Genomic DNA, 17,502 nt, shown 5'->3' with positions numbered 1-17,502 from the left:
GCGCCGGTGAATCGCGCGTCACAAACCGGCCCCATGGCCCGTCTTCGAAGCAGCGGCATTTCCCGCTCGACTTTCGGAGATTCCCTCATGCACGACCCGACCCGGATAGCCCGCCTTCATCGGGGGCATTGCTTTCCTTTATTCGACAGGCCCCCGCGAGTCCGCCAATAATCCAAGCACTTTCTTTGATTAATAACGGTAAGATCATGAACGCACGATCAAGGGCCTGGCTCGGAGCCGGCCTCGCGGCAGTGGTGGTGGGAGGGGCCGGCTACGGTCTCGTGGCGAAATCGAAGGCGGCCGACGGCGGCGGTGGCGGCATGCCGCCGGCGCAGGTGGCGGTGGCCGCGGCGCGGCAGACCGAGCTGCCGCGCTTCCTCAGCGGCATCGGCACGCTGGAGGCGAACCGACAGGTCGAGGTGCCGGCCGAGGTGGAGGGGCGGATCGCGAAGATCCTCTTCACCGCGGGTGCCGAGGTGCGCGCGGGCCAGCTGCTGGTGCAGCTCAACGACGCGCCCGAGCAGGGCGACCTCGAACGGCTGCAGGCGCAGCGCGCCAATGCCAAGGCGCTGCTCGAGCGCACGCGCCGGCTGCTGCCGCAGCAGGCCGCCACGCAGGAGCAGCTCGACCAGGCGCAGGCCGGCTACGACCAGGCCAGCGGCGAGCTGCGGCGCGTACAGGCGCAGATCGCCCAGAAGCGCATCGTGGCGCCCTTCGACGGCCGGCTGGGCCTGCGCAAGGTGAACCTCGGGCAGTTCGTGCGCTCGGGCGATGCGCTGGTCTCGCTGACCGACGCCCGCACCTTGCTCGCGACCATCACCCTGCCCGAGGCCGCCCTGCCCGCGCTCCAGCGCAACCAGCAGGTGCTGCTCAACGTTGACGCCTGGCCCGGCCGCGCCTTCCAGGCCCGGCTCAGCGCGATCGAGCCGCAGATCGGCAGCGACACGCGCACCGTGCGGCTGCAGGCCGCGATCGACAACGCCGACGGCGCACTCGCGCCCGGCATGTACGTGAGCGCGCGCGTGGCGCTGCCGCCGCGCGCCGACGCCATCACCGTGCCCGAGACCGCCATCACCTACAGCACGCACGGCGACTCGGTCTACGTGGTGCGCCCGGCCGACAAGGGCGAGGGCTTCGTGGTGCAGCAGCTGTTCGTGACGGCCGGCGACCGGCAGGACGGCCAGGTGGTGATCGAGAAGGGCCTCCAGGCCGGCGAGCGCGTCGTGACCTCGGGCCAGCTGCGCCTGTACGGCGGCGCCGCGGTGCAGCCGATGGACAAGGACACGCTGGCCGTGCAGGAGCGCAAGTCATGAGATTCACCGACCTGTTCGTGCGCCGGCCGGTGCTGGCGCTGGTGGTGAGCACGCTGATCTTGCTGCTGGGTGCGCGCGCCCTCGGCTCGCTGCCGGTGCGCCAGTACCCGCTGACCGAGAGCACCACGCTGACCATCACCACCCAGTACCCGGGCGCCTCGCCCGAGCTGATGCAGGGCTTCGTCACGCAACCGATCGCGCAGGCGGTGGCCACGATCGAGAACGTCGACTACCTGTCGTCCTCGTCCACGCTGGGCCGCAGCGTGATCACCGTGCGCATGAAGCTCAACGCCGACGCCAACCAGGCGCTCACGCAGGCGATGGCGCAGGTGAGCCAGGTCAAGTACCGGCTGCCGCAGGAGGCCTTCGACCCGGTGATCCTCAAGTCCTCGGGCGAGGCCACGGCGGTGGCCTACGTGGGCTTCTCGAGCAAGACCATGGGCGTGCCCGCGCTCACCGACTACCTCTCGCGCGTGGTGCAGCCGCAGTTCGCGTCGATCGAGGGCGTGTCGGGCGTGGAGGTCTCGGGCGGCCAGACGCTGGCGATGCGCGTGTGGCTCGACGCCAACCGCATGGCCGCGCGCGGCATCTCGGCCGGCGAGCTGGCCGACGCGCTGCGCCAGAACAACGTGCAGGCGGCGCCCGGGCAGGTCAAGGGCCTGTACGTGGTGTCGAACATCCGCGTCAACACCGACCTGGTGAACGTGGCCGAGTTCCGCGACATGGTGATCAAGCGCGACGGCGATGCGCTGGTGCGCCTGGGCGACGTGGCCACGGTCGAGCTGGGCGCGGCGAGCGCCGACGTCAGCGCGATGATGGACGGCGACAAGGCCATCTACCTCGGCCTGCAGGCGGCGCCCAACGGCAACCCGCTGGTGATCGTCAAGCGCGTCCGCGAACTGCTGCCCGGCATCAAGCAGAACCTGCCCGCGGGCGTGGAGGTGCAGCTGCCGTTCGAGCTCGCGCGCTTCATCGAGGCCTCGATCGACGAGGTGCGCCAGACACTGCTCGAAGCCGTGGTGATCGTGGTGCTGGTGATCTTCCTGTGCCTGGGCTCGGTGCGCGCGGTGCTGATCCCGGTGGTGACCATTCCGCTGTCGATGCTGGGTGCCGCGGCGCTGATGCTGGTGTTCGGCTTCTCGATCAACCTGCTCACGCTGCTGGCGATGGTGCTGGCGATCGGGCTGGTGGTGGACGACGCGATCGTGGTGGTGGAGAACGTGCACCGCCACATCGAGGAAGGCAAGTCGCGCGTGCAGGCGGCGCTGATCGGCGCGCGCGAGGTGGCCGGCCCGGTGATCGCGATGACGCTCACGCTGGCCGCGGTCTACGCGCCGATCGGCCTGATGGGCGGGCTCACCGGCTCGCTGTTCAAGGAGTTCGCCTTCACGCTCGCGGGCGCGGTGGTGGTGTCGGGCGTGATCGCGCTCACGCTGTCGCCGGTGATGAGCTCCTTCCTCCTGCCGCAGGACGCCACCGGCACGCGCATGGCGCGGCTGGCCGAGGGCTTCTTCCACCGCCTGGCCACCGGCTACGGCCGCGTGCTCGACGTGTCGCTGCGCCACCGCTGGGTGACGGGCGCGCTGGCCGCGGTGGTGCTGGTGAGCCTGCCCTTCCTCTACAACGCCGCGCAGCGCGAGCTCGCGCCCGGCGAGGACCAGGCCATGGTGCTGACCGCGATCAAGTCGCCGCAGCACGCCAACATCGACTACGTCGAGAAGTTCGGCAAGAAGTGGGACGACGTGTTTGCCGCGCTGCCCGAGAACACCGGCCGCTGGCTGATCAACGGCTCCGACGGCGTGTCGAACTCGATCGGCGGCGTGCAGCTGTCCGACTGGAAGGACCGCCAGCGCAAGGCCGACCAGATCCAGCACGAGGTGCAGGGCAGCATGGGTGCGGTGGAAGGCAGCAACATCTTCGCCTTCCAGCTGCCCTCGCTGCCGGGCTCCACCGGCGGGCTGCCGGTGCAGATGGTGATCCGCAGCCCGGGCGACCACCGCAGCGTGTTCGAGGCCATGGAGGCGCTCAAGAAGGCGGCGCGCGAGAGCGGCAAGTTCGCCGTGGTCGACAGCGACCTCGAGTTCAACAACCCGGTGGTCGAGGTGCGCGTGGACCGCGCCAAGGCCAACAGCCTGGGCGTGACCATGAAGTCCATCGGCGACACGCTGGCCGTGCTGGTGGGCGAGAACTACGTCAACCGCTTCGGCATGGACGGCCGCTCCTACGACGTGATCCCGCAGACGCCGCGCGAGCAGCGGCTGACGGCCGAGGCGCTGTCGCGCTACTTCGTGAAGAGCGCGAGCGGCCAGCCGGTGCCGCTGGCCAACCTGGTGCAGCTGTCGACCAGCGTGGGCCCGAACAAGCTCACGCAGTTCAACCAGCTCAATGCCGCCACCTTCCAGGCCATTCCGATGCCCGGCGTGACCATGGGCGACGCGGTGGCCTTTCTGAGCGCCGAGGCGAAGAAGCTGCCGGCCGGCTTCAGCTACGACTGGCAGTCCGACGCGCGCCAGTTCACACAGGAGGGCTCGGCGCTGGTGCTGGCCTTCGTGTTCGCGATCGTCGTGATCTACCTGGTGCTGGCCGCGCAGTACGAGAGCCTGCGCGACCCGCTGATCATCCTGGTCAGCGTGCCGATGTCGATCTGCGGCGCGCTGGTGCCGCTGGCGCTGGGCTTCGCGACCATCAACATCTACACCCAGATCGGGCTGGTGACGCTGATCGGGCTGATCAGCAAGCACGGCATCCTGATGGTGGAGTTCGCCAACGAGATCCAGATGCGCAAGGGCTTCGACCGCCGCGCCTCGATCGAGGAGGCCGCGCGCATCCGCCTGCGACCGATCCTGATGACCACGGCCGCGATGGTGGTGGGCCTGGTGCCGCTGCTGTTCGCGAGCGGCGCGGGCGCCAACAGCCGCTTCAGCATCGGGCTGGTGATCGTGGTCGGCATGCTGGTGGGCACGCTGTTCACGCTGTTCGTGCTGCCCACGATGTACACGCTGCTGGCGCGCGACCACCGCGCCGCGGGGCAGTCGAAGCGCGCGGCCGAGCTCGCGGCGCTGGAGGACGGCCCGACGGCACCGGCCACGGCGGGCGGCCACGCATGAAGCACGGGAGAACGACCATGAAGACCCTGATCCTTTCCCTGTCGACACTGGCCATGGCACTGCTGCTGGCCGGCTGCGCGGTCGGTCCGCGCTACGCGGCGCCCGAGACCTCGCCGGTGACGATCGCCGCGCCCGAACGCCACCTGTTCGCGCCCGATGCGGTGCAGCGCGACTGGTGGCGCCAGCTCGAGGACGCGCAGCTCGACGCGCTGATCGAGCGCGCGCTGGCCGCCAACCACGACATCCGCATCGCACAGGCGCGACTGCTCGAAGCCCGCGCCGCGCAGGACGAGGCCGAGCTCGACCGCTGGCCCACCGTGACGATGGGCGCGAGCAAGACCCGGAGCATCGCGCAGGGCAACGGCGTGCCGGCCGAGGCCCGCACGCTCGCCGAGAGCAGCCGCCTGGGCTTCGACGCCGGCTGGGAGATCGACCTGTTCGGCCGCCTGCGCCGGCTCGACGAAGCAGCCAGTGCGCGCGCCGAGGCGCAGGCCGCCGACCTCGAGCAGGCGCGCATCGTGGTGGTGGCCGAGCTCGCGCGCAACTACTACGAGATGCGCGGCGCCGAGCAGCGGCTCGCGGTGACGCAGCGCACGCTGCAGAGCCTGCGCGACAGCCTGCGCGTGACCGAGGCCCAGGTCGGCATTGGCCGCGGCCTCGCGGGCGACCTCGCGAGCGCGCGCGCCAACCTCGCGAGCACCGAAGCCCAGCTGCCGCTGTTCGAGACCGCGCGCCGCCAGGCCGCGCACCGCGTGGCGGTGCTCGCGGCACTGCAGCCGGCCGAGCTCGAGCCGATGCTCGCGCCGCGGCCGCTGCAGGTGCTGGCCAAGCGGCTGCCGGTGGGCGACCTCGGCGACCTGCTGCGCCGCCGGCCCGACGTGCTGCGCGCCGAGCGCGGCCTGGCCGCGAGCACGGCCGACGTGGGCGCGGCCACGGCCGCGCTGTATCCGCGGCTCGACATCGGCGGCTTCCTCGGCTTCGTCGCGCTGCGCGGCTCGGACCTGGGCAGCGGCTCGAGCCGCGCCTTCAGCCTCACGCCGGGCCTGAGCTGGCCCGCGCTGCGGCTGGGCTCGGTGCGCGCGCAACTGCGCGGCGCGCAGGCGCGCGCGCAGGGCGAGCGCGCGGCCTACGAGCAGACCGTGCTGCGCGCCATCGAGGACGTGGAGAACGCCCTCACCGGCTACGGCCAGAACCAGCAGCGGCTGCGCAGCCTGGTGGTGGCCTCGGAACAGAGCGCGCGCGCGGCCGAGCTGGCCGAGGTGCGCTACCGCGAAGGCGCCGCGCCCTACCTGTCGGTGCTCGACGCGCAGCGCACGCTGCTGCGCGCGCAGGATGCGGTGGCCGAGGCCGAGACCGCCTCGTACACCAGCCTGGTCGCGCTCTACAAGGCCGTGGGCGGCGGATGGCAGGCACCCGATGCCAAGGGGCTTTCGGGCGTTTCCGCGAAGGACGCCCCAAGCACCTGACAATGCAAGGGTTGCCGCCTTTCCGCTCCGCTCCCCACGAAGACCGCGCCATGTCCGCCAACGACACCGCCGACGCCAAGCCCGCCTGGACCCCGCACCAGCCGGCCGACCGCATCCTCTCGACGCTCAAGACCCGCGGCGCGCTCGGCATTCCCGACATCGCCAAGGTGCTGCAGGTCACGGTGGAGGCGGTGCGCCAGCAGATGGCCAAGCTGCAGGCCGAGGGCCTGGTCGACGCCGAGAGCCGCAGCGCCGGGCGCGGCCGGCCGACGCAGATCTGGCGGCTCACGGCCTCGGGCCACGCACGCTTTCCCGACACGCATGCCGAGATGACGGTGCAGATGATCAGCGCCGTGATCCAGGTGTTCGGCGAGAAGGGCATGGACCAGCTGATCGGCGCGCGCGAGGAGACCATGCGCAGCAACTACCGCGAAGCGCTGCGCGGCGCGCGCGGCATCGGCGCGCGACTCGAGCGGCTGGCCGAGGTGCGCAGCCGCGAGGGCTACATGGCCGAGTACCGCGCCGACGACGAGGGCGAGGGCTTCCTCTTCATCGAGAACCATTGTCCGATCTGCACCGCGGCGCGCGCCTGCACGGGCTTCTGCCGCAGCGAGCTGCAGCTCTTCGACGAGGTGCTCGGGCCCGACGTGAGCGTGAGCCGCGTCGAGCACGTGCTCGCGGGCGCGCGGCGCTGCGCCTACCGCGTCGTTCCCAAGGCCGGCGACAAGCCAGGCGACAAGACCCGCATCAAGCCAGGCAAGGGTGCCGACTGAGCGCCCCCCGCCTCTTTTTCTTTTTATCAACCAGAAGGACCCCACGATGGAACACACCCTGCCTCCCCTGCCCTACGCCCTCGACGCACTGGCACCCGAGTACTCGAAGGAGACCCTCGAGTACCACTACGGCAAGCACCACAACGCCTATGTGGTGAACCTCAACAACCTGCAGAAGGGCACCGAGTTCGAGTCGCTCACGCTCGAAGAGATCGTCAAGAAGTCCAGCGGCGGCATCTACAACAACTCGGCCCAGATCTGGAACCACACCTTCTTCTGGAACTGCATGAAGCCCCAAGGCGGCGGCGCTCCCAGCGGCGCGCTGGCCAAGGCCATCGACGCCAAGTGGGGCAGCTTCGATGCCTTCAAGGAGGCCTTCGTGAAGTCGGCCGTGGGCAACTTCGGCTCGGGCTGGACCTGGCTGGTGAAGAAGGCCGACGGCAGCGTGGACATCGTGAACACCGGCGCCGCCGGCACGCCGCTGACGACCGCCGACACGGCGCTCTTGACGGTCGACGTCTGGGAACACGCCTACTACATCGACTACCGCAACCTGCGTCCCAAGTTCGTCGAGACCTTCCTGGCCAAGCTGGTCAACTGGGACTTCGCTGAAAAGAACTTCGGCTGATCGACCCGTGGTCGATCGGGTTCGGGGCCTGCCCGCGAGGGCACCCGAACCCCTGCCTCAGCGCCTCGATGCCACGCTGCGCGCCAGCAGGCACAGGATCTCGTACATCAGCGTGGCGCCCAGCAGCGCGGTGCTGCCCGAGGGGTCGTAGGGCGGCGACACCTCGACCACGTCCCCGCCCACGAAGTCCAGCCCGTCGAGGCCGCGCAGCAGGCCCAGCGTCTCGCGCGTGGTCATGCCGCCGATCTCGGGCGTGCCGGTGCCCGGCGCGAACACCGGGTCCAGGCCATCGACATCGAGCGACAGGTAGGTCGGCCCGTCGCCGACGATGCGCCGCGCCTCCTGCACGATCGCCTCGACGCCCCTGGCCTCGAACTCCTCGATGAAGACCACGCGCATGCCGCTGTCGAGCGAGTAGCGCCAGCCCTGGTCGGAGTTCTGCGCGCCGCGGATGCCGATCTGGATGGTGCGCTTCGGGTCGAGCAGCCCGGCCTCGACCGCGCGGCGGAACGGCGAGCCATGGCTGAACTTGGAACCGAGGAAGTCGTCCCAGGTGTCGGTGTGCGCATCGATGTGCACCATGCCCAGCGGCCGGCGCGGCTTCATCGCCTGGAACACCGGGAAGGTGATCGAGTGGTCGCCGCCCGCGGCCAGCACCGTCTTGCCGGCCGCGAACAAGGGCTCGAAGAAGCGGCGGATGTCCTCGTGCGAGCGCTCGAGGTGGAACACGTCGGTGAACGGCACGTCGCCCACGTCGGCCACGCGGCAGGCCTCGAAGGGATTGAAGCCGGTGACGTGGTGGATGGCGCGCGTCATCGACGACATGTTGCGGATCTCGCGCGGGCCGTAGCGCGCGCCGGGACGCGCCGTCACGCCGCCGTCGAAGGGCACGCCGGCCAGGGCGATGTCGAAGTCCTCGAGGCGCTGCGCGAAGGGCACGCGCATGAAGGTCGGGATGCCGCTGTAGCGCGGCAGCGTCTGCATGGCGGTGTCTGTTTGCATGGCGGGAACGGATTCAGAACGTGGCCGGGGTGTTGGTCCACAGCACCCGGGTCTGGGTCTTGCCGGGATTGCGGTAGCTGTGCGGCACGTCGCTGGAGAAATAGAAGGAGTCGCCGGCCGACAGCCGGTAGACCTCGTCGCCCAGGCGCAGCTCGAACTCGCCCTCGATCACGTAGCCCATTTCCTCGCCGACGTGCGCGATCTGCTCCAGGCTCTCGGCCTTGGGCTCGAGCACGTGGATGTCGGCCTGCAGCAGCTGGCCGCGGATCGGCACGATCACGCGCTCGAGCTTCACGCCGCGCTTCTTGCCGCGCAGGCCGGTGAACTCGATCACGGGGCGTTCGGACGCGCGCGTCACCGGCGACATGGGCGGCGCGAACGAGGCCGTGAGCTCGGCGACGTTGGTGTCGAGCGCACGCGCGAGGCGGTGCAGGTTGGCCAGCGAGGGCATGACCTGGCCGCGCTCCACGCGCGACAGCAGGCTTTCGGAACAGCCGGCGGCATCGGCGAGCGCCTTCAGCGTGAGACTTCGCACCATGCGCGCATGCTTGAGCCGCGGGCCCAGCGCCGACAGCGCGAGGTCCGGGTCTGCGTCCACCGGTGCCGGCGAGGCGGCGGCAGCGGCGGGAATGGCGGTGGTCTTCTTGGCAGTGCGCATGGCGTCGAGTCGTCAGTGGGCCGGCGGCGCGCCGGGAAGCTCAGGCATCCGCCAGCACGGTGAAGTGCACTTCGACCGGGCGGTTGTCGTTGATGGGAACGATGTCCTGCGGGCAGGCCGACATGACGACCACGCAGTCCATCTCGGCGCGCAGATCCACATGGTCGCCGGCCTTGGAGACGGGCGGCAGCCAGTCTACGCCGCCGCCCGGGCCCACCGGGATGTTCATCCACAGGTTGAGCGGCTGCGGCACCTCGCGCGCGCGCAGGCCGATGGCCTTGAGCGCCATGCGCATGTTGTCGGCGCAGTTGTCGTGGTACTCGGTCACGCCGAGGTTCTGGTAGCGGTAGGCGTCGCAGGCGGCCATGAGCGTGTCGTGCACGCCGGGCGAGGTGTCGGCCACGAGCGTCATGATGGGACGGCGGCGATTGGTGGCGAGCGGATCGCCGGCCCTGGGCATGATGCGGTCGATCACGGCGCGCGCATGCTCCATCGACATGAACTCGCTGAGGTCGTCGGCCTTGAAGGCCCAGAAGTCGCACACCTGGCTGCCGTGCGTGTTGATGACGCGGATCACCTGGCCCTTGGCGAGCCGCACGGCGCGGCCGTTGCGCGCGGGCACTTCGTAACGCCTGCCGAGCTCGGGCGTGCCGTCGGCCGACACGGGCTCGCGCAGCGTGCGGTTGGCGCCGACGGGTTCGCCGTTGTCGGCCACATGGGCGTGCGCGTGGGTGTCCGTGTGGAAAGAGGAAGTGGCTTGGTCGTCCATGGTCTGGCTAGTCCTTTGAAGCTTCGGGAGGGGTGGAGGAAACGAGCGGCCCGGCCATCCGCGCGAGGCACCAGGCCAGGGCGCGCGTGCAGGCCGCGAGGTCGTCGATGGGGGTGTCTTCGTCGGGGTGGTGGCTCACGCCGCCACGGCTGGGCGCGAACAGCATCGCGCTGGGGCAGAAGCCGGCCAGCGGCATGGCGTCGTGGAAGGCGCCCGAGAGCATCTCGCGGTGGCTCAGCCGCAGCGCGGCGCAGGCCTCGCGCGCCAGGCCCGCGAGCGCGGCGTCGAAGCGCACGGTGGGCTTGTCCTGCAGCACCTCGAGCTGGCCGCCGGCCGGCAGCGCCGCGTCGACGAGCGCGCGCACCGCATCGAGCGCGGCGGCCTCGGGATGGCGCGCATCGACGGTGAAGACGACGCGGTCGGCAATGGTGTTGATCGACCCGGGGCTGCACTCCCAGCGGCCGATGGTGAGGCGCAGCCGGTCGTCGCCGCACCGCGCCGCATGTTCGAGCAGCGCATGGGCCATGCGCACGGCCTTGGCCTGCGCGTCGTCGCGCGCGGCCAGCGGCGTGGTGCCCGCGTGCGCGCTGCGCCCCGGCACGGTGATGCGGAACCAGCGCACGCCCTGGATCGCGCTCACGCAGCCGACCTGCAGGCCCTCGGCCTCCAGCACCGGGCCCTGCTCGATGTGCGCCTCGATGTAGCCATGCACCGGGCGCGCGAGCGGCGTGTCCATCCAGGCCCAGCCCTGGCGCAGTGCTTCCGCGCGCAGGTCGTCCACGGCGGCATCGCGCGCGGCCTCGAAGCGCAGGCCGTCGCCGTCGCGCACGCCGAGGAAGGCCTCGAGCCGCTGCGGCGCGGTGAAGGCGACCGAGCCCATCAACCCGGGCGCGAAGCGCGAGCCTTCCTCGTTGGTCCACATGGCGACGTCGATCGGCCGGCGGGTGCGCAGGCCGAGGCGGTCGAGCGCATCGAACACCTCCAGGCCCGCCGCGACGCCGAAGGCGCCGTCGAGCCAGCCGCCCAGGGGCTGGGTGTCGATGTGGCTGCCGGTCATGGCTGGCGACAGCATCGATCCCTGTCCGTCGCGCCGGACGAACACGTTGGCGGCGGCGTCGATGCCGACGCGGTAGCCGGGCCGGCGCGCGAACGGCTGCACCAGCCAGCGCCGCGCGGCCAGCTCGTGCGCGCACAGCGCCTGCCGCGCCACGCCGCCGCCGGTGCCCGCGCCGACGGCACCATGCGCCGCCAGGCCGCGCAGCCGGGCCTCGAGGCTCGCGGTGCCGACCGCGCGCGCCACGTCGCCCGCGAGGGCCGCGTCCCGCATCGCGTCGAGCGCGTTCATGCGACCGCTCCCGCCGCGGGATGGCCGAGGCTGCGGCGGATCCACGGTTGCAGGAAGGCCTGGATGCGCGGATGGGCCGGCGCGTGGATCACTTCGCGCGGCGTGCCGATCGTCACGATGCGGCCCTTCTCCATGAACACGATCCGGTCCGACACCTCGGCCGCGAAGCTCATCTCGTGCGTGACCATGATCATGGTCATGCCGCCGCGCGACAGCGACTTGATCACCTCGAGCACCTCGTCGACCAGTTCGGGATCGAGCGCGGAGGTCGGCTCGTCGAGCAGCATCACCTCGGGCCCGACCGCGAGCGCGCGCGCGATGCCCACGCGCTGCTGCTGGCCGCCGCTGAGCTGGGGCGGCCGCGCATCGGCCTTGGCCGACATGCCCACGCGCGCCAGCGCCTCGCCGGCCACGGCCCGGGCCTGGTCCGCGCGCAGCCCCTTGGCCAGCGTGAGCGGCGCCATCACGTTGGCCAGCACCGTCATGTGCGGCCACAGGTTGAACTGCTGGAACACCATGGCCACAGGCGCGCGCACCTCGGCCACGACGCGCTCGCTCTCGCGGGCCAGCGCGCCGGCCGCGTTGCGGCGGTAGCCGAGCAGCGCGCCGCGGATGCGGACCTCGCCCTCGTCGTAGGCCTCGAGAAAGTTCATGCAGCGCAGCAGCGTGGTCTTGCCCGAGCCCGAGGGGCCGATCAGCGACAGGACCTCGCCCTTGCGGATGTCCAGGTCGATATCCGACAGCACGCGCTGCGGGCCGAAGGACTTGCCGACGCCGCGCAGGGAGACGATGGGAACGGTCACGGGAGCATTCATGGACGGGAGCTTTCTCGAAGGGCGGCCCAGGCGCGCAGCGTGCCGGCCGCGCGGTTGACGAGCAGCGACAGGCCCCAGTAGCTCAGCGCCAGCAGCAGGTAGGGCTCGACGTAGACGAACTGCTCCGACACCACCTTGCCGGCGGTCATCGTCAGTTCGGGATAGGTGATGACCGAGGCCAGGGCGGACTCCTTCATCAGCAGGATGGTCTGGCTCGCGATCAGCGGCAGGCTGGCGCGCAGGGCCTGCGGGCATTCGATGGTGGCGAAGATCTGGCGCGAGGACAGGCCCATGCAGCGGGCCGCCTCGATCTGGCCGCGCGGAATGCTCTGCCAGCAGGCGCGGAAGATCTCGGCGAAGTAGGCGCCGCCGTAGACCGCGAGCGTGAGGCCCGCGGCGGCGAAGGGATCGAGCGACAGGCCCGCGCTCGGCAGGCCGAAGTAGACGATGAACAGGTGGATCAGGAACGGCACGCCGCGCCACACCGCGGTGTAGGCGGTGTAGAGCCAGCGCGCCGCGCGCCAGCCGGTTTCGCGCAGCGCGTGGAAGGCGAAGCCCACGACCAGGCCGCCCGCCAGTCCCGTCAGCGTGAGCAGCACGGTGCGCAGCGCGGCCGCGCCGAACGCGGGCAGCAGCTGGCCCAGCAGCGCCGTGTCGATCATGGCCGCTCCATCCGGCCGCGCAGCCAATGGCCGAGCCACAGCACCGCGCCGGTCATCAGCAGGTAGCACAGGCCCACCGAGACGTAGACCTCGAGCGGCCTGAAGTTGGCGGCCACGATCTGCCGCCCGCCGCGTGCCAGGTCGGCCACCGAGATCACCGAGACGATGGCCGAGCTCTTCACCACGTCGACGCCCTCCGACACCACGGCCGGCCACACGGCCCGCGCGAGCTGCGGCAGCTGCACGTGGCGGAAGATGCGCGCGGGCGGCATGCCGAAGGAGGCCGCGGCCTCGATCTGCCCGGCCGGCACCGCCACCAGCCCGGCGCGCAGGATCTCGCACTGGAACGCGGCGGAGTTCAGGCCCAGCGCGACGATGGCCACCAGCAGCGGCGGCAGGTCGAGGCCGTAGGCGCTGGGCAGGTAGAAGAGCATGAGCAGCTGCACCAGCAGCGGCGTGCCGCGAAAGAAGCTCAGGTAGGTGCGCACCGCGGCCGGCAGCACGCCCCGGCCGCCGCGCCGCAGCGACAGGCCCAGCAGCACCGCGCCCCAGGCGAAGCCCAGCGCGATGGCCGCGATCGCCACGCTCAGCGTGGTGACGGCACCCTGCAGCAGCACGGGCAGGTAGGCGGCCAGCCGCTCGAGAAGGGTGGTTGCGTTCATCGGGAGCGCGGTGGTGCGGGGTCAGGAGACGTCGTGCGGAGCAGGCCCGCTCACATCTGCGGCGCCGGCACCGCGTCGGTGGGCACCTCCATCGGGAAGCCGAACCACTTCATCTGCAGTTCCTTGAGCTGGCCGCTCTTCTGCGCACGCGCGATGCCGTCGCTGAAGAACTTGACCAGCGGCGCGCTGTCGGCGTCCTTGCGGCCGACCCAGCCGAAGTAGGTCTTGGGGCCGATGGGCACGGGCATCACCGCGTAGATGTCGCCGCGCGTCTTCACCAGCGTCGCCAGGTTGGAGAGCGACTGCGCCACCGCCACCAGCCGGCCGGCGGCCAGGTCGGCATAGGCTTCGTCGAAGCTCACGTACTCGCGGATCGTGACCGCCGGCTTGCCGTCGGCCTGCAGCTTCTTCGCATAGTCCTGCAGCGCGCGCAGCTGGGCCGAGCCGGCCTGCGAGCCCACCGTCTTGCCGGCGATGCCCGCGGGGTCGGTGAGCGCGGCGTCGTCCTTGCGCTTGACCAGCGCCGTCGTGGCGTCGGCGATCGGCACGGTGAACGCGAACTTGTCGGTGCGCTCCTTGGTGAGCGTGACCGAGGTCACGACGAAGTCGAAGCGCTTGGTCGCCAAGCCCGGCAGGATGCCCTGGAACGGCACGTCGAACTGCTTGACCTTGACCTCGGGCAGGTCGGCCAGGATCAGGCGCATCAGGTCGGGGCCGTAGCCCACGATCTTGCCGTCCTGCAGGTACTCGAACGGCGCGAACTGCGCCTCGGTACCGATGACGATTTCTTTCTTGCTCTTCACCGTCTCCAGCATGTCGGCGCCGTGCGCGGCACCGAGCAGGAACAGGGAAAGAACGCCGGCGATTGCGCGATGGAACAGCATGAGCAGGGCCCTCGGGTGTGGATTGAAGCAGGTGTGGACAGATTCAGCAAGCAACTTGCATTCATGCAAGTCACTTGCTTAGAACACACAAGTTCCATGCCAGCCCGAATCGGTCCGGCGGCACGGCCGTGGTGCCGACAGCGGCGCAAAAAGGAACAGGAGACGGCGCGAGGCGCACTAAGGGGGTGCAAAATCGGTGCAAGCCGCCACGCCTGGAGAAGACGGCCATCGCGAACCGCGAAATCCCGCACGGGGTCGTTCCGGCACACTGCACCCTGGTGCAGCGATGCGATGGCTTCCAGGCTGCAACCCGATCCGTCCAGATACAGAGACAAACCCATGATCCGACAACTCATCCGCCCGCTGGCCCTCGCGCTGGCGCTTCCGCTGGCCTTCGGCGCCGCCTCCACCGCCCAGGCCCAGGCCTGGCCCGCCAAGCCCGTGCGCATGATCGTGCCCTTCCCGCCCGGCGGCGGCACCGACATCCTGGCGCGCCTGGTGGCCCAGAAGCTCACCGAGACCAACCACTGGACCGTGGTGCCCGACAACCGCGCAGGCGCCGGCGGCACCATCGGCATCGCCGAGGCCGCGCGCGCCGCGCCCACGGGCTACGACATCGTGATGGGCCAGAAGGACAACATGGTCGTCGCGCCCTGGCTCTACAAGAACCTCAGCTACGAGCCGACCAAGGACCTGGCCGCGGTGGCCCACGTGGCCTTCACGCCCGTGGTGATCGTCACGCAGGCCAACTCCAAGTACAAGACGCTCGACGACGTGGTGAAGGCCGCGCGCGCCGCGCCCGACACCATCACCTACGGCTCGCCCGGCAACGGCACCACCATCCACCTGGCCGGCGAGATCTTCAACGGCGCGGCCAAGATCAAGATGCGCCACGTGCCCTACAAGGGTTCGAACGCGGCCATGATGGACGTGCTCGCGGGCAACGTCGACCTGATGGTGTCGTCGGTGCCCTCGGCCATGGCCCAGATCAAGGCCGGCAAGCTGCGCCCGCTGGCCGTCACCTCGGCCAAGCGCAGCAGCTCGCTGCCCGACACGCCCACGGTGGCCGAGCTCGGCTACAAGGGCTTCGACGTGAGCACCTGGTATGGCCTGTTCGTGCCGGCCAAGACGCCCAAGGAGGTGATCGCCACCTTGAACGCCGAGGTCAACAAGCTGCTGGCCACGCCCGAGATGCAGGCCGCGATCATCGCGCAGGGCGCCGAGCCGCAGAGCATGACGCCCGAGCAGTTCGGCGCGCTGCTGAAGACCGACTACGAGAAGTGGAAGGGCATCGTGCAGGCCTCGGGCGCGACCATCGAGTAAGCACGCGACCGCGGACGAAGAAGGAGGGCGCGCTGCGCCCTCTTTTCGTTGGAGGACGGTGCCTCAACGCGCGGACACGGGCATCGGCGCGGGCGGCAGTACCAGCGATGCGCCCGAGCGCGAGGCCCGTTCCCAGCCCGGATGCTGCTGTGCGCGCTCCAGCTCGGCCGTCACTTCGGCGCGGGTCTTCGGCTTGGCATTGGTCACCGGAACCGGCGCGCCATAGGCCAGAAAGCCCTTCCATTTCGGATCGTTCTGCGCGGTCGCCAGCTCCTGGTCGACCTGGCCCGTCGACTTGCCCGCGCCGGCCAGTTCCGCATGGGTCTTGATGCCCGTTTCGTTGGCCGCGAAATGCGAGGGTGCATCGACGTGCTGCGAGCTCTGCTGGGCGGAGGCCATGAGCGGCATGAAGCCGGCGATGGCGGAGGCGGCCGCGAGCGCGGCGATTGTTCTGTTCGACATGCATATCTCCTTGGGGTGTTCCCCGCGACTGGATGTCAGGCGCGGGGGTGGAGATACGGCGATGCGTTCTGGCTTGCCATGCGCGGGGCGTCGATCTCTCCACGCCCACACACTAGAAACGCAAACGGACGCGGACTTATCCGCCCGGTTACGTTCTCGTCATCCGAGGCCCGGCTCAGTCCGGCTCGAACTTGCGGTTGAACACCGCCACGTCCGACTCGAGCTCGAAGGCCGCGAGCTGGCCCATCTTGCCGTCGCTCAGGCGGCAGGCCGCGAACAGGCTGTGGCGGCCCTGGAAGCCGAACTCGTCCATCACGATCAGCGCGTACGGGTACGGCACGAAGACCTGGTGCGTGAAGACGATGCGGTGCTGGTTGCGCGGCGAGGGAAAGAGCTTGTACTCGCCGGTGTCGATGCCCTGGGCGGTGGCCATGGCGCGGGTGCTCAGTCCGGATCGCGCACGTCGGCCACCGGCTTGGCGCCGAAGTCCGCGCGCGCGAGGTACTTGAGCACCTTCGCGGCCGCGCTCGCGGGGCTGTCGAGCAGGCCCTCGCTCTTGAGCTTCTCGAAGCGCGTGCGGTCGGGGAAGTTCTCGGCCGAGGCGCCACGCAGTTGCACCTGCATGTCGGTGTCGATCACGCCGGGCGCCAGCGACACGATGCGCGCGCCGTTCGGCAGGTTCGCTTCCTCGAGCGCGACCGCGCGCGAGTAGTGGTCCATGCCGGCCTTGGCCGCGCAGTACGGTGCCTGGCTGCCCATGGCGTTGCGGCCCAGGCCCGAGGAGATGTTGAGCACCTTGCGCGCGCCGCGCCAGCCGCGCGTGCCGCCGAGGAAGGCCGCGGTCAGCAGCAGCGGCGCTTCGAGCCCGATGCGCAGCGCCTGCGACAGCTCGGCATCGACCGCGGTCGCGAGCGGCGCCGGATTGCCGACCGTGCCCGCGTTGTTGATCAGCGTGACGGCGTCGAAGCGCTGCGCGTCCTGCGTGGCCAGCCATTCGCGCAGGCGCGCGGCCGAGGCGACGGGGTCGGACAGGTCCTGTTCCCATTGCACGAGTTCGACGCCGGCCGCCTTCGCCTGTTCGGCGAGCTCGGGGCTCTGGCGGCGCGAGATGCACAGCAGGACGTGACCGGGTTGCAGCAGCTGTTCGGCCATGGCGCGGCCGAGGCCGCGCGATGCGCCGGTGATGAGGTAGAGGTGGGAGGTGGGCATGGGGGCGATGATAGTGAAGCCCCGCGAGTTGCGCGGAATGCGGGCTGCCGAACGCAGAAATCGCGAAGGTTTCGCAGAAGTCGCAAAAGGAAAACCTGAAGGTGGGCTGCGCTCGCACCACCGCCGCGCCCGGAAGGCTTCGCATGGGGCACAACGCCCATCGAGGCACGGCCCACACATCTCCTTGGCTGTTCTTTTCTGCGATTTCTGCGAAACCTTCGCGCCCTCTGCGTACGGCTGTCCGATCCCGATTTCTACCGCGCCTTGCGCCGATCGATGAAGGCGATGACCTCGCCCATGATCCCCTTGCGGAAGGCCAGCACGCAGACCACGAAGATCAGGCCCGTGACCATGGTCACCGACTCGCCCAGCGTGTTGAACCAGTCGATGGTGGTGATGCGCGCGAGCAGGTTGCCCAGTTCGC

General features: G+C 70.4%; 17 protein-coding genes and 1 pseudogene. 6 read left to right on the top strand and 12 right to left on the bottom strand.

Going from position 1 to position 17,502, the window contains the following annotated elements:
* Positions 1-206 precede the first annotated feature (206 nt).
* From BM109_RS38295 to BM109_RS38275, 5 genes are read left to right on the top strand one after another with little or no spacing between them, the layout of a single operon-like run.
* Positions 207-1,313 carry an efflux RND transporter periplasmic adaptor subunit gene (locus BM109_RS38295; protein ID WP_093355144.1) on the top strand — a complete coding sequence of 369 codons (1,107 nt, stop codon included), beginning with the start codon at positions 207-209 and terminating at the stop codon, positions 1,311-1,313.
* Complete coding sequence (locus BM109_RS38290; protein WP_093355142.1) at positions 1,310-4,420, top strand: MexW/MexI family multidrug efflux RND transporter permease subunit; 3,111 nt, start codon at positions 1,310-1,312, stop codon at positions 4,418-4,420. Before BM109_RS38295 ends, BM109_RS38290 begins: the two co-directional genes overlap by 4 nt.
* Complete coding sequence (locus BM109_RS38285; protein WP_177239577.1) at positions 4,417-5,886, top strand: efflux transporter outer membrane subunit; 1,470 nt, start codon at positions 4,417-4,419, stop codon at positions 5,884-5,886. Before BM109_RS38290 ends, BM109_RS38285 begins: the two co-directional genes overlap by 4 nt.
* Before the next feature lie 50 nt (positions 5,887-5,936).
* Entirely contained in the window at positions 5,937-6,659 is a 723-nt protein-coding gene (locus BM109_RS38280; protein WP_093355137.1) for a helix-turn-helix transcriptional regulator, read from the top strand.
* A 46-nt stretch (positions 6,660-6,705) separates the two neighbouring features.
* Positions 6,706-7,287: a superoxide dismutase gene (locus tag BM109_RS38275; RefSeq protein WP_093355134.1), complete on the top strand. Its 582-nt coding sequence runs from the start codon at positions 6,706-6,708 to the stop codon at positions 7,285-7,287.
* A 57-nt stretch (positions 7,288-7,344) separates the two neighbouring features.
* Here the strand turns inward: BM109_RS38275 and speB are convergent, their stop codons facing one another.
* Genes speB through BM109_RS38235 form a run of 8 tightly spaced genes read right to left on the bottom strand, consistent with a single transcriptional unit; the run spans position 7,345 to position 14,084 of the window.
* Positions 7,345-8,289 carry an agmatinase gene (gene speB, locus BM109_RS38270; protein WP_093355133.1) on the bottom strand — a complete coding sequence of 315 codons (945 nt, stop codon included), beginning with the start codon at positions 8,287-8,289 and terminating at the stop codon, positions 7,345-7,347.
* A gap of 13 nt (positions 8,290-8,302) precedes the next feature.
* A complete protein-coding gene (locus tag BM109_RS38265; protein WP_093355130.1) occupies positions 8,303-8,947 on the bottom strand; it encodes a cupin domain-containing protein in 645 nt (214 codons plus the stop codon).
* 40 nt (positions 8,948-8,987) lie between these two features.
* Complete coding sequence (locus BM109_RS38260; protein ID WP_093355129.1) at positions 8,988-9,716, bottom strand: DUF1989 domain-containing protein; 729 nt, start codon at positions 9,714-9,716, stop codon at positions 8,988-8,990.
* Between the two features lie 7 nt (positions 9,717-9,723).
* Positions 9,724-11,061: a M20 family metallo-hydrolase gene (locus BM109_RS38255; protein WP_093355126.1), complete on the bottom strand. Its 1,338-nt coding sequence runs from the start codon at positions 11,059-11,061 to the stop codon at positions 9,724-9,726.
* A complete protein-coding gene (locus BM109_RS38250; RefSeq protein WP_305728108.1) occupies positions 11,058-11,864 on the bottom strand; it encodes an amino acid ABC transporter ATP-binding protein in 807 nt (268 codons plus the stop codon). Before BM109_RS38250 ends, BM109_RS38255 begins: the two co-directional genes overlap by 4 nt.
* Before the next feature lie 8 nt (positions 11,865-11,872).
* Positions 11,873-12,538 carry an amino acid ABC transporter permease gene (locus BM109_RS38245; protein ID WP_093355121.1) on the bottom strand — a complete coding sequence of 222 codons (666 nt, stop codon included), beginning with the start codon at positions 12,536-12,538 and terminating at the stop codon, positions 11,873-11,875.
* Positions 12,535-13,200 (bottom strand): amino acid ABC transporter permease, encoded by a 666-nt coding sequence (locus tag BM109_RS38240; RefSeq protein ID WP_093355119.1) that lies wholly within the window; start codon positions 13,198-13,200, stop codon positions 12,535-12,537. The genes BM109_RS38245 and BM109_RS38240 overlap by 4 nt, the downstream gene beginning before the upstream one ends.
* Positions 13,201-13,250: 50 nt before the next feature.
* Positions 13,251-14,084, bottom strand: a complete 834-nt coding sequence (locus tag BM109_RS38235) for a transporter substrate-binding domain-containing protein (protein ID WP_093355117.1) — start codon at positions 14,082-14,084, stop codon at positions 13,251-13,253.
* A gap of 339 nt (positions 14,085-14,423) precedes the next feature.
* Between BM109_RS38235 and BM109_RS38230 the strand changes: the two genes are divergently transcribed.
* A complete protein-coding gene (locus BM109_RS38230; RefSeq protein ID WP_093355115.1) occupies positions 14,424-15,407 on the top strand; it encodes a Bug family tripartite tricarboxylate transporter substrate binding protein in 984 nt (327 codons plus the stop codon).
* Between the two features lie 63 nt (positions 15,408-15,470).
* Here the strand turns inward: BM109_RS38230 and BM109_RS38225 are convergent, their stop codons facing one another.
* From BM109_RS38225 to BM109_RS41730, 4 genes and pseudogenes are all read right to left on the bottom strand, one after another.
* On the bottom strand, positions 15,471-15,869 hold the full coding sequence (locus BM109_RS38225; RefSeq protein ID WP_093355113.1) for a hypothetical protein: 399 nt from the start codon (positions 15,867-15,869) through the stop codon (positions 15,471-15,473).
* Positions 15,870-16,044: 175 nt separating this feature from the next.
* Positions 16,045-16,302 (bottom strand): hypothetical protein, encoded by a 258-nt coding sequence (locus BM109_RS38220; RefSeq protein WP_093355110.1) that lies wholly within the window; start codon positions 16,300-16,302, stop codon positions 16,045-16,047.
* Positions 16,303-16,313: 11 nt separating this feature from the next.
* The gene (locus BM109_RS38215; protein ID WP_093355108.1) at positions 16,314-17,078 is read right to left on the bottom strand and encodes an SDR family NAD(P)-dependent oxidoreductase; all 765 of its coding nucleotides are present in this window, start codon (positions 17,076-17,078) and stop codon (positions 16,314-16,316) included.
* A 254-nt stretch (positions 17,079-17,332) separates the two neighbouring features.
* Positions 17,333-17,502 (bottom strand): annotated as a pseudogene (locus BM109_RS41730) (branched-chain amino acid ABC transporter permease); the annotation flags it as partial.

Source organism: Variovorax sp. PDC80 (genome assembly GCF_900115375.1).
Taxonomy (GTDB): Bacteria; Pseudomonadota; Gammaproteobacteria; order Burkholderiales; family Burkholderiaceae_C; genus Variovorax.
Note: the sequence above shows the minus strand (reverse complement) of the source record. Positions and strands in the feature narration are given on the sequence as shown.

What these genes read in the sequence shown, in the direction of transcription:
- BM109_RS38295 (WP_093355144.1), top strand. Translation starts at nt 207, where the DNA reads ATGAACGCACGATCAAGGGCCTGGCTCGGAGCCGGCCTCGCGGCAGTG.
- BM109_RS38290 (WP_093355142.1), top strand. Translation starts at nt 1,310, where the DNA reads ATGAGATTCACCGACCTGTTCGTGCGCCGGCCGGTGCTGGCGCTGGTG.
- BM109_RS38285 (WP_177239577.1), top strand. Translation starts at nt 4,417, where the DNA reads ATGAAGCACGGGAGAACGACCATGAAGACCCTGATCCTTTCCCTGTCG.
- BM109_RS38280 (WP_093355137.1), top strand. Translation starts at nt 5,937, where the DNA reads ATGTCCGCCAACGACACCGCCGACGCCAAGCCCGCCTGGACCCCGCAC.
- BM109_RS38275 (WP_093355134.1), top strand. Translation starts at nt 6,706, where the DNA reads ATGGAACACACCCTGCCTCCCCTGCCCTACGCCCTCGACGCACTGGCA.
- speB (WP_093355133.1), bottom strand. Translation starts at nt 8,289, where the DNA reads ATGCAAACAGACACCGCCATGCAGACGCTGCCGCGCTACAGCGGCATC.
- BM109_RS38265 (WP_093355130.1), bottom strand. Translation starts at nt 8,947, where the DNA reads ATGCGCACTGCCAAGAAGACCACCGCCATTCCCGCCGCTGCCGCCGCC.
- BM109_RS38260 (WP_093355129.1), bottom strand. Translation starts at nt 9,716, where the DNA reads ATGGACGACCAAGCCACTTCCTCTTTCCACACGGACACCCACGCGCAC.
- BM109_RS38255 (WP_093355126.1), bottom strand. Translation starts at nt 11,061, where the DNA reads ATGAACGCGCTCGACGCGATGCGGGACGCGGCCCTCGCGGGCGACGTG.
- BM109_RS38245 (WP_093355121.1), bottom strand. Translation starts at nt 12,538, where the DNA reads ATGATCGACACGGCGCTGCTGGGCCAGCTGCTGCCCGCGTTCGGCGCG.
- BM109_RS38240 (WP_093355119.1), bottom strand. Translation starts at nt 13,200, where the DNA reads ATGAACGCAACCACCCTTCTCGAGCGGCTGGCCGCCTACCTGCCCGTG.
- BM109_RS38235 (WP_093355117.1), bottom strand. Translation starts at nt 14,084, where the DNA reads ATGCTGTTCCATCGCGCAATCGCCGGCGTTCTTTCCCTGTTCCTGCTC.
- BM109_RS38230 (WP_093355115.1), top strand. Translation starts at nt 14,424, where the DNA reads ATGATCCGACAACTCATCCGCCCGCTGGCCCTCGCGCTGGCGCTTCCG.
- BM109_RS38225 (WP_093355113.1), bottom strand. Translation starts at nt 15,869, where the DNA reads ATGTCGAACAGAACAATCGCCGCGCTCGCGGCCGCCTCCGCCATCGCC.
- BM109_RS38220 (WP_093355110.1), bottom strand. Translation starts at nt 16,302, where the DNA reads ATGGCCACCGCCCAGGGCATCGACACCGGCGAGTACAAGCTCTTTCCC.
- BM109_RS38215 (WP_093355108.1), bottom strand. Translation starts at nt 17,078, where the DNA reads ATGCCCACCTCCCACCTCTACCTCATCACCGGCGCATCGCGCGGCCTC.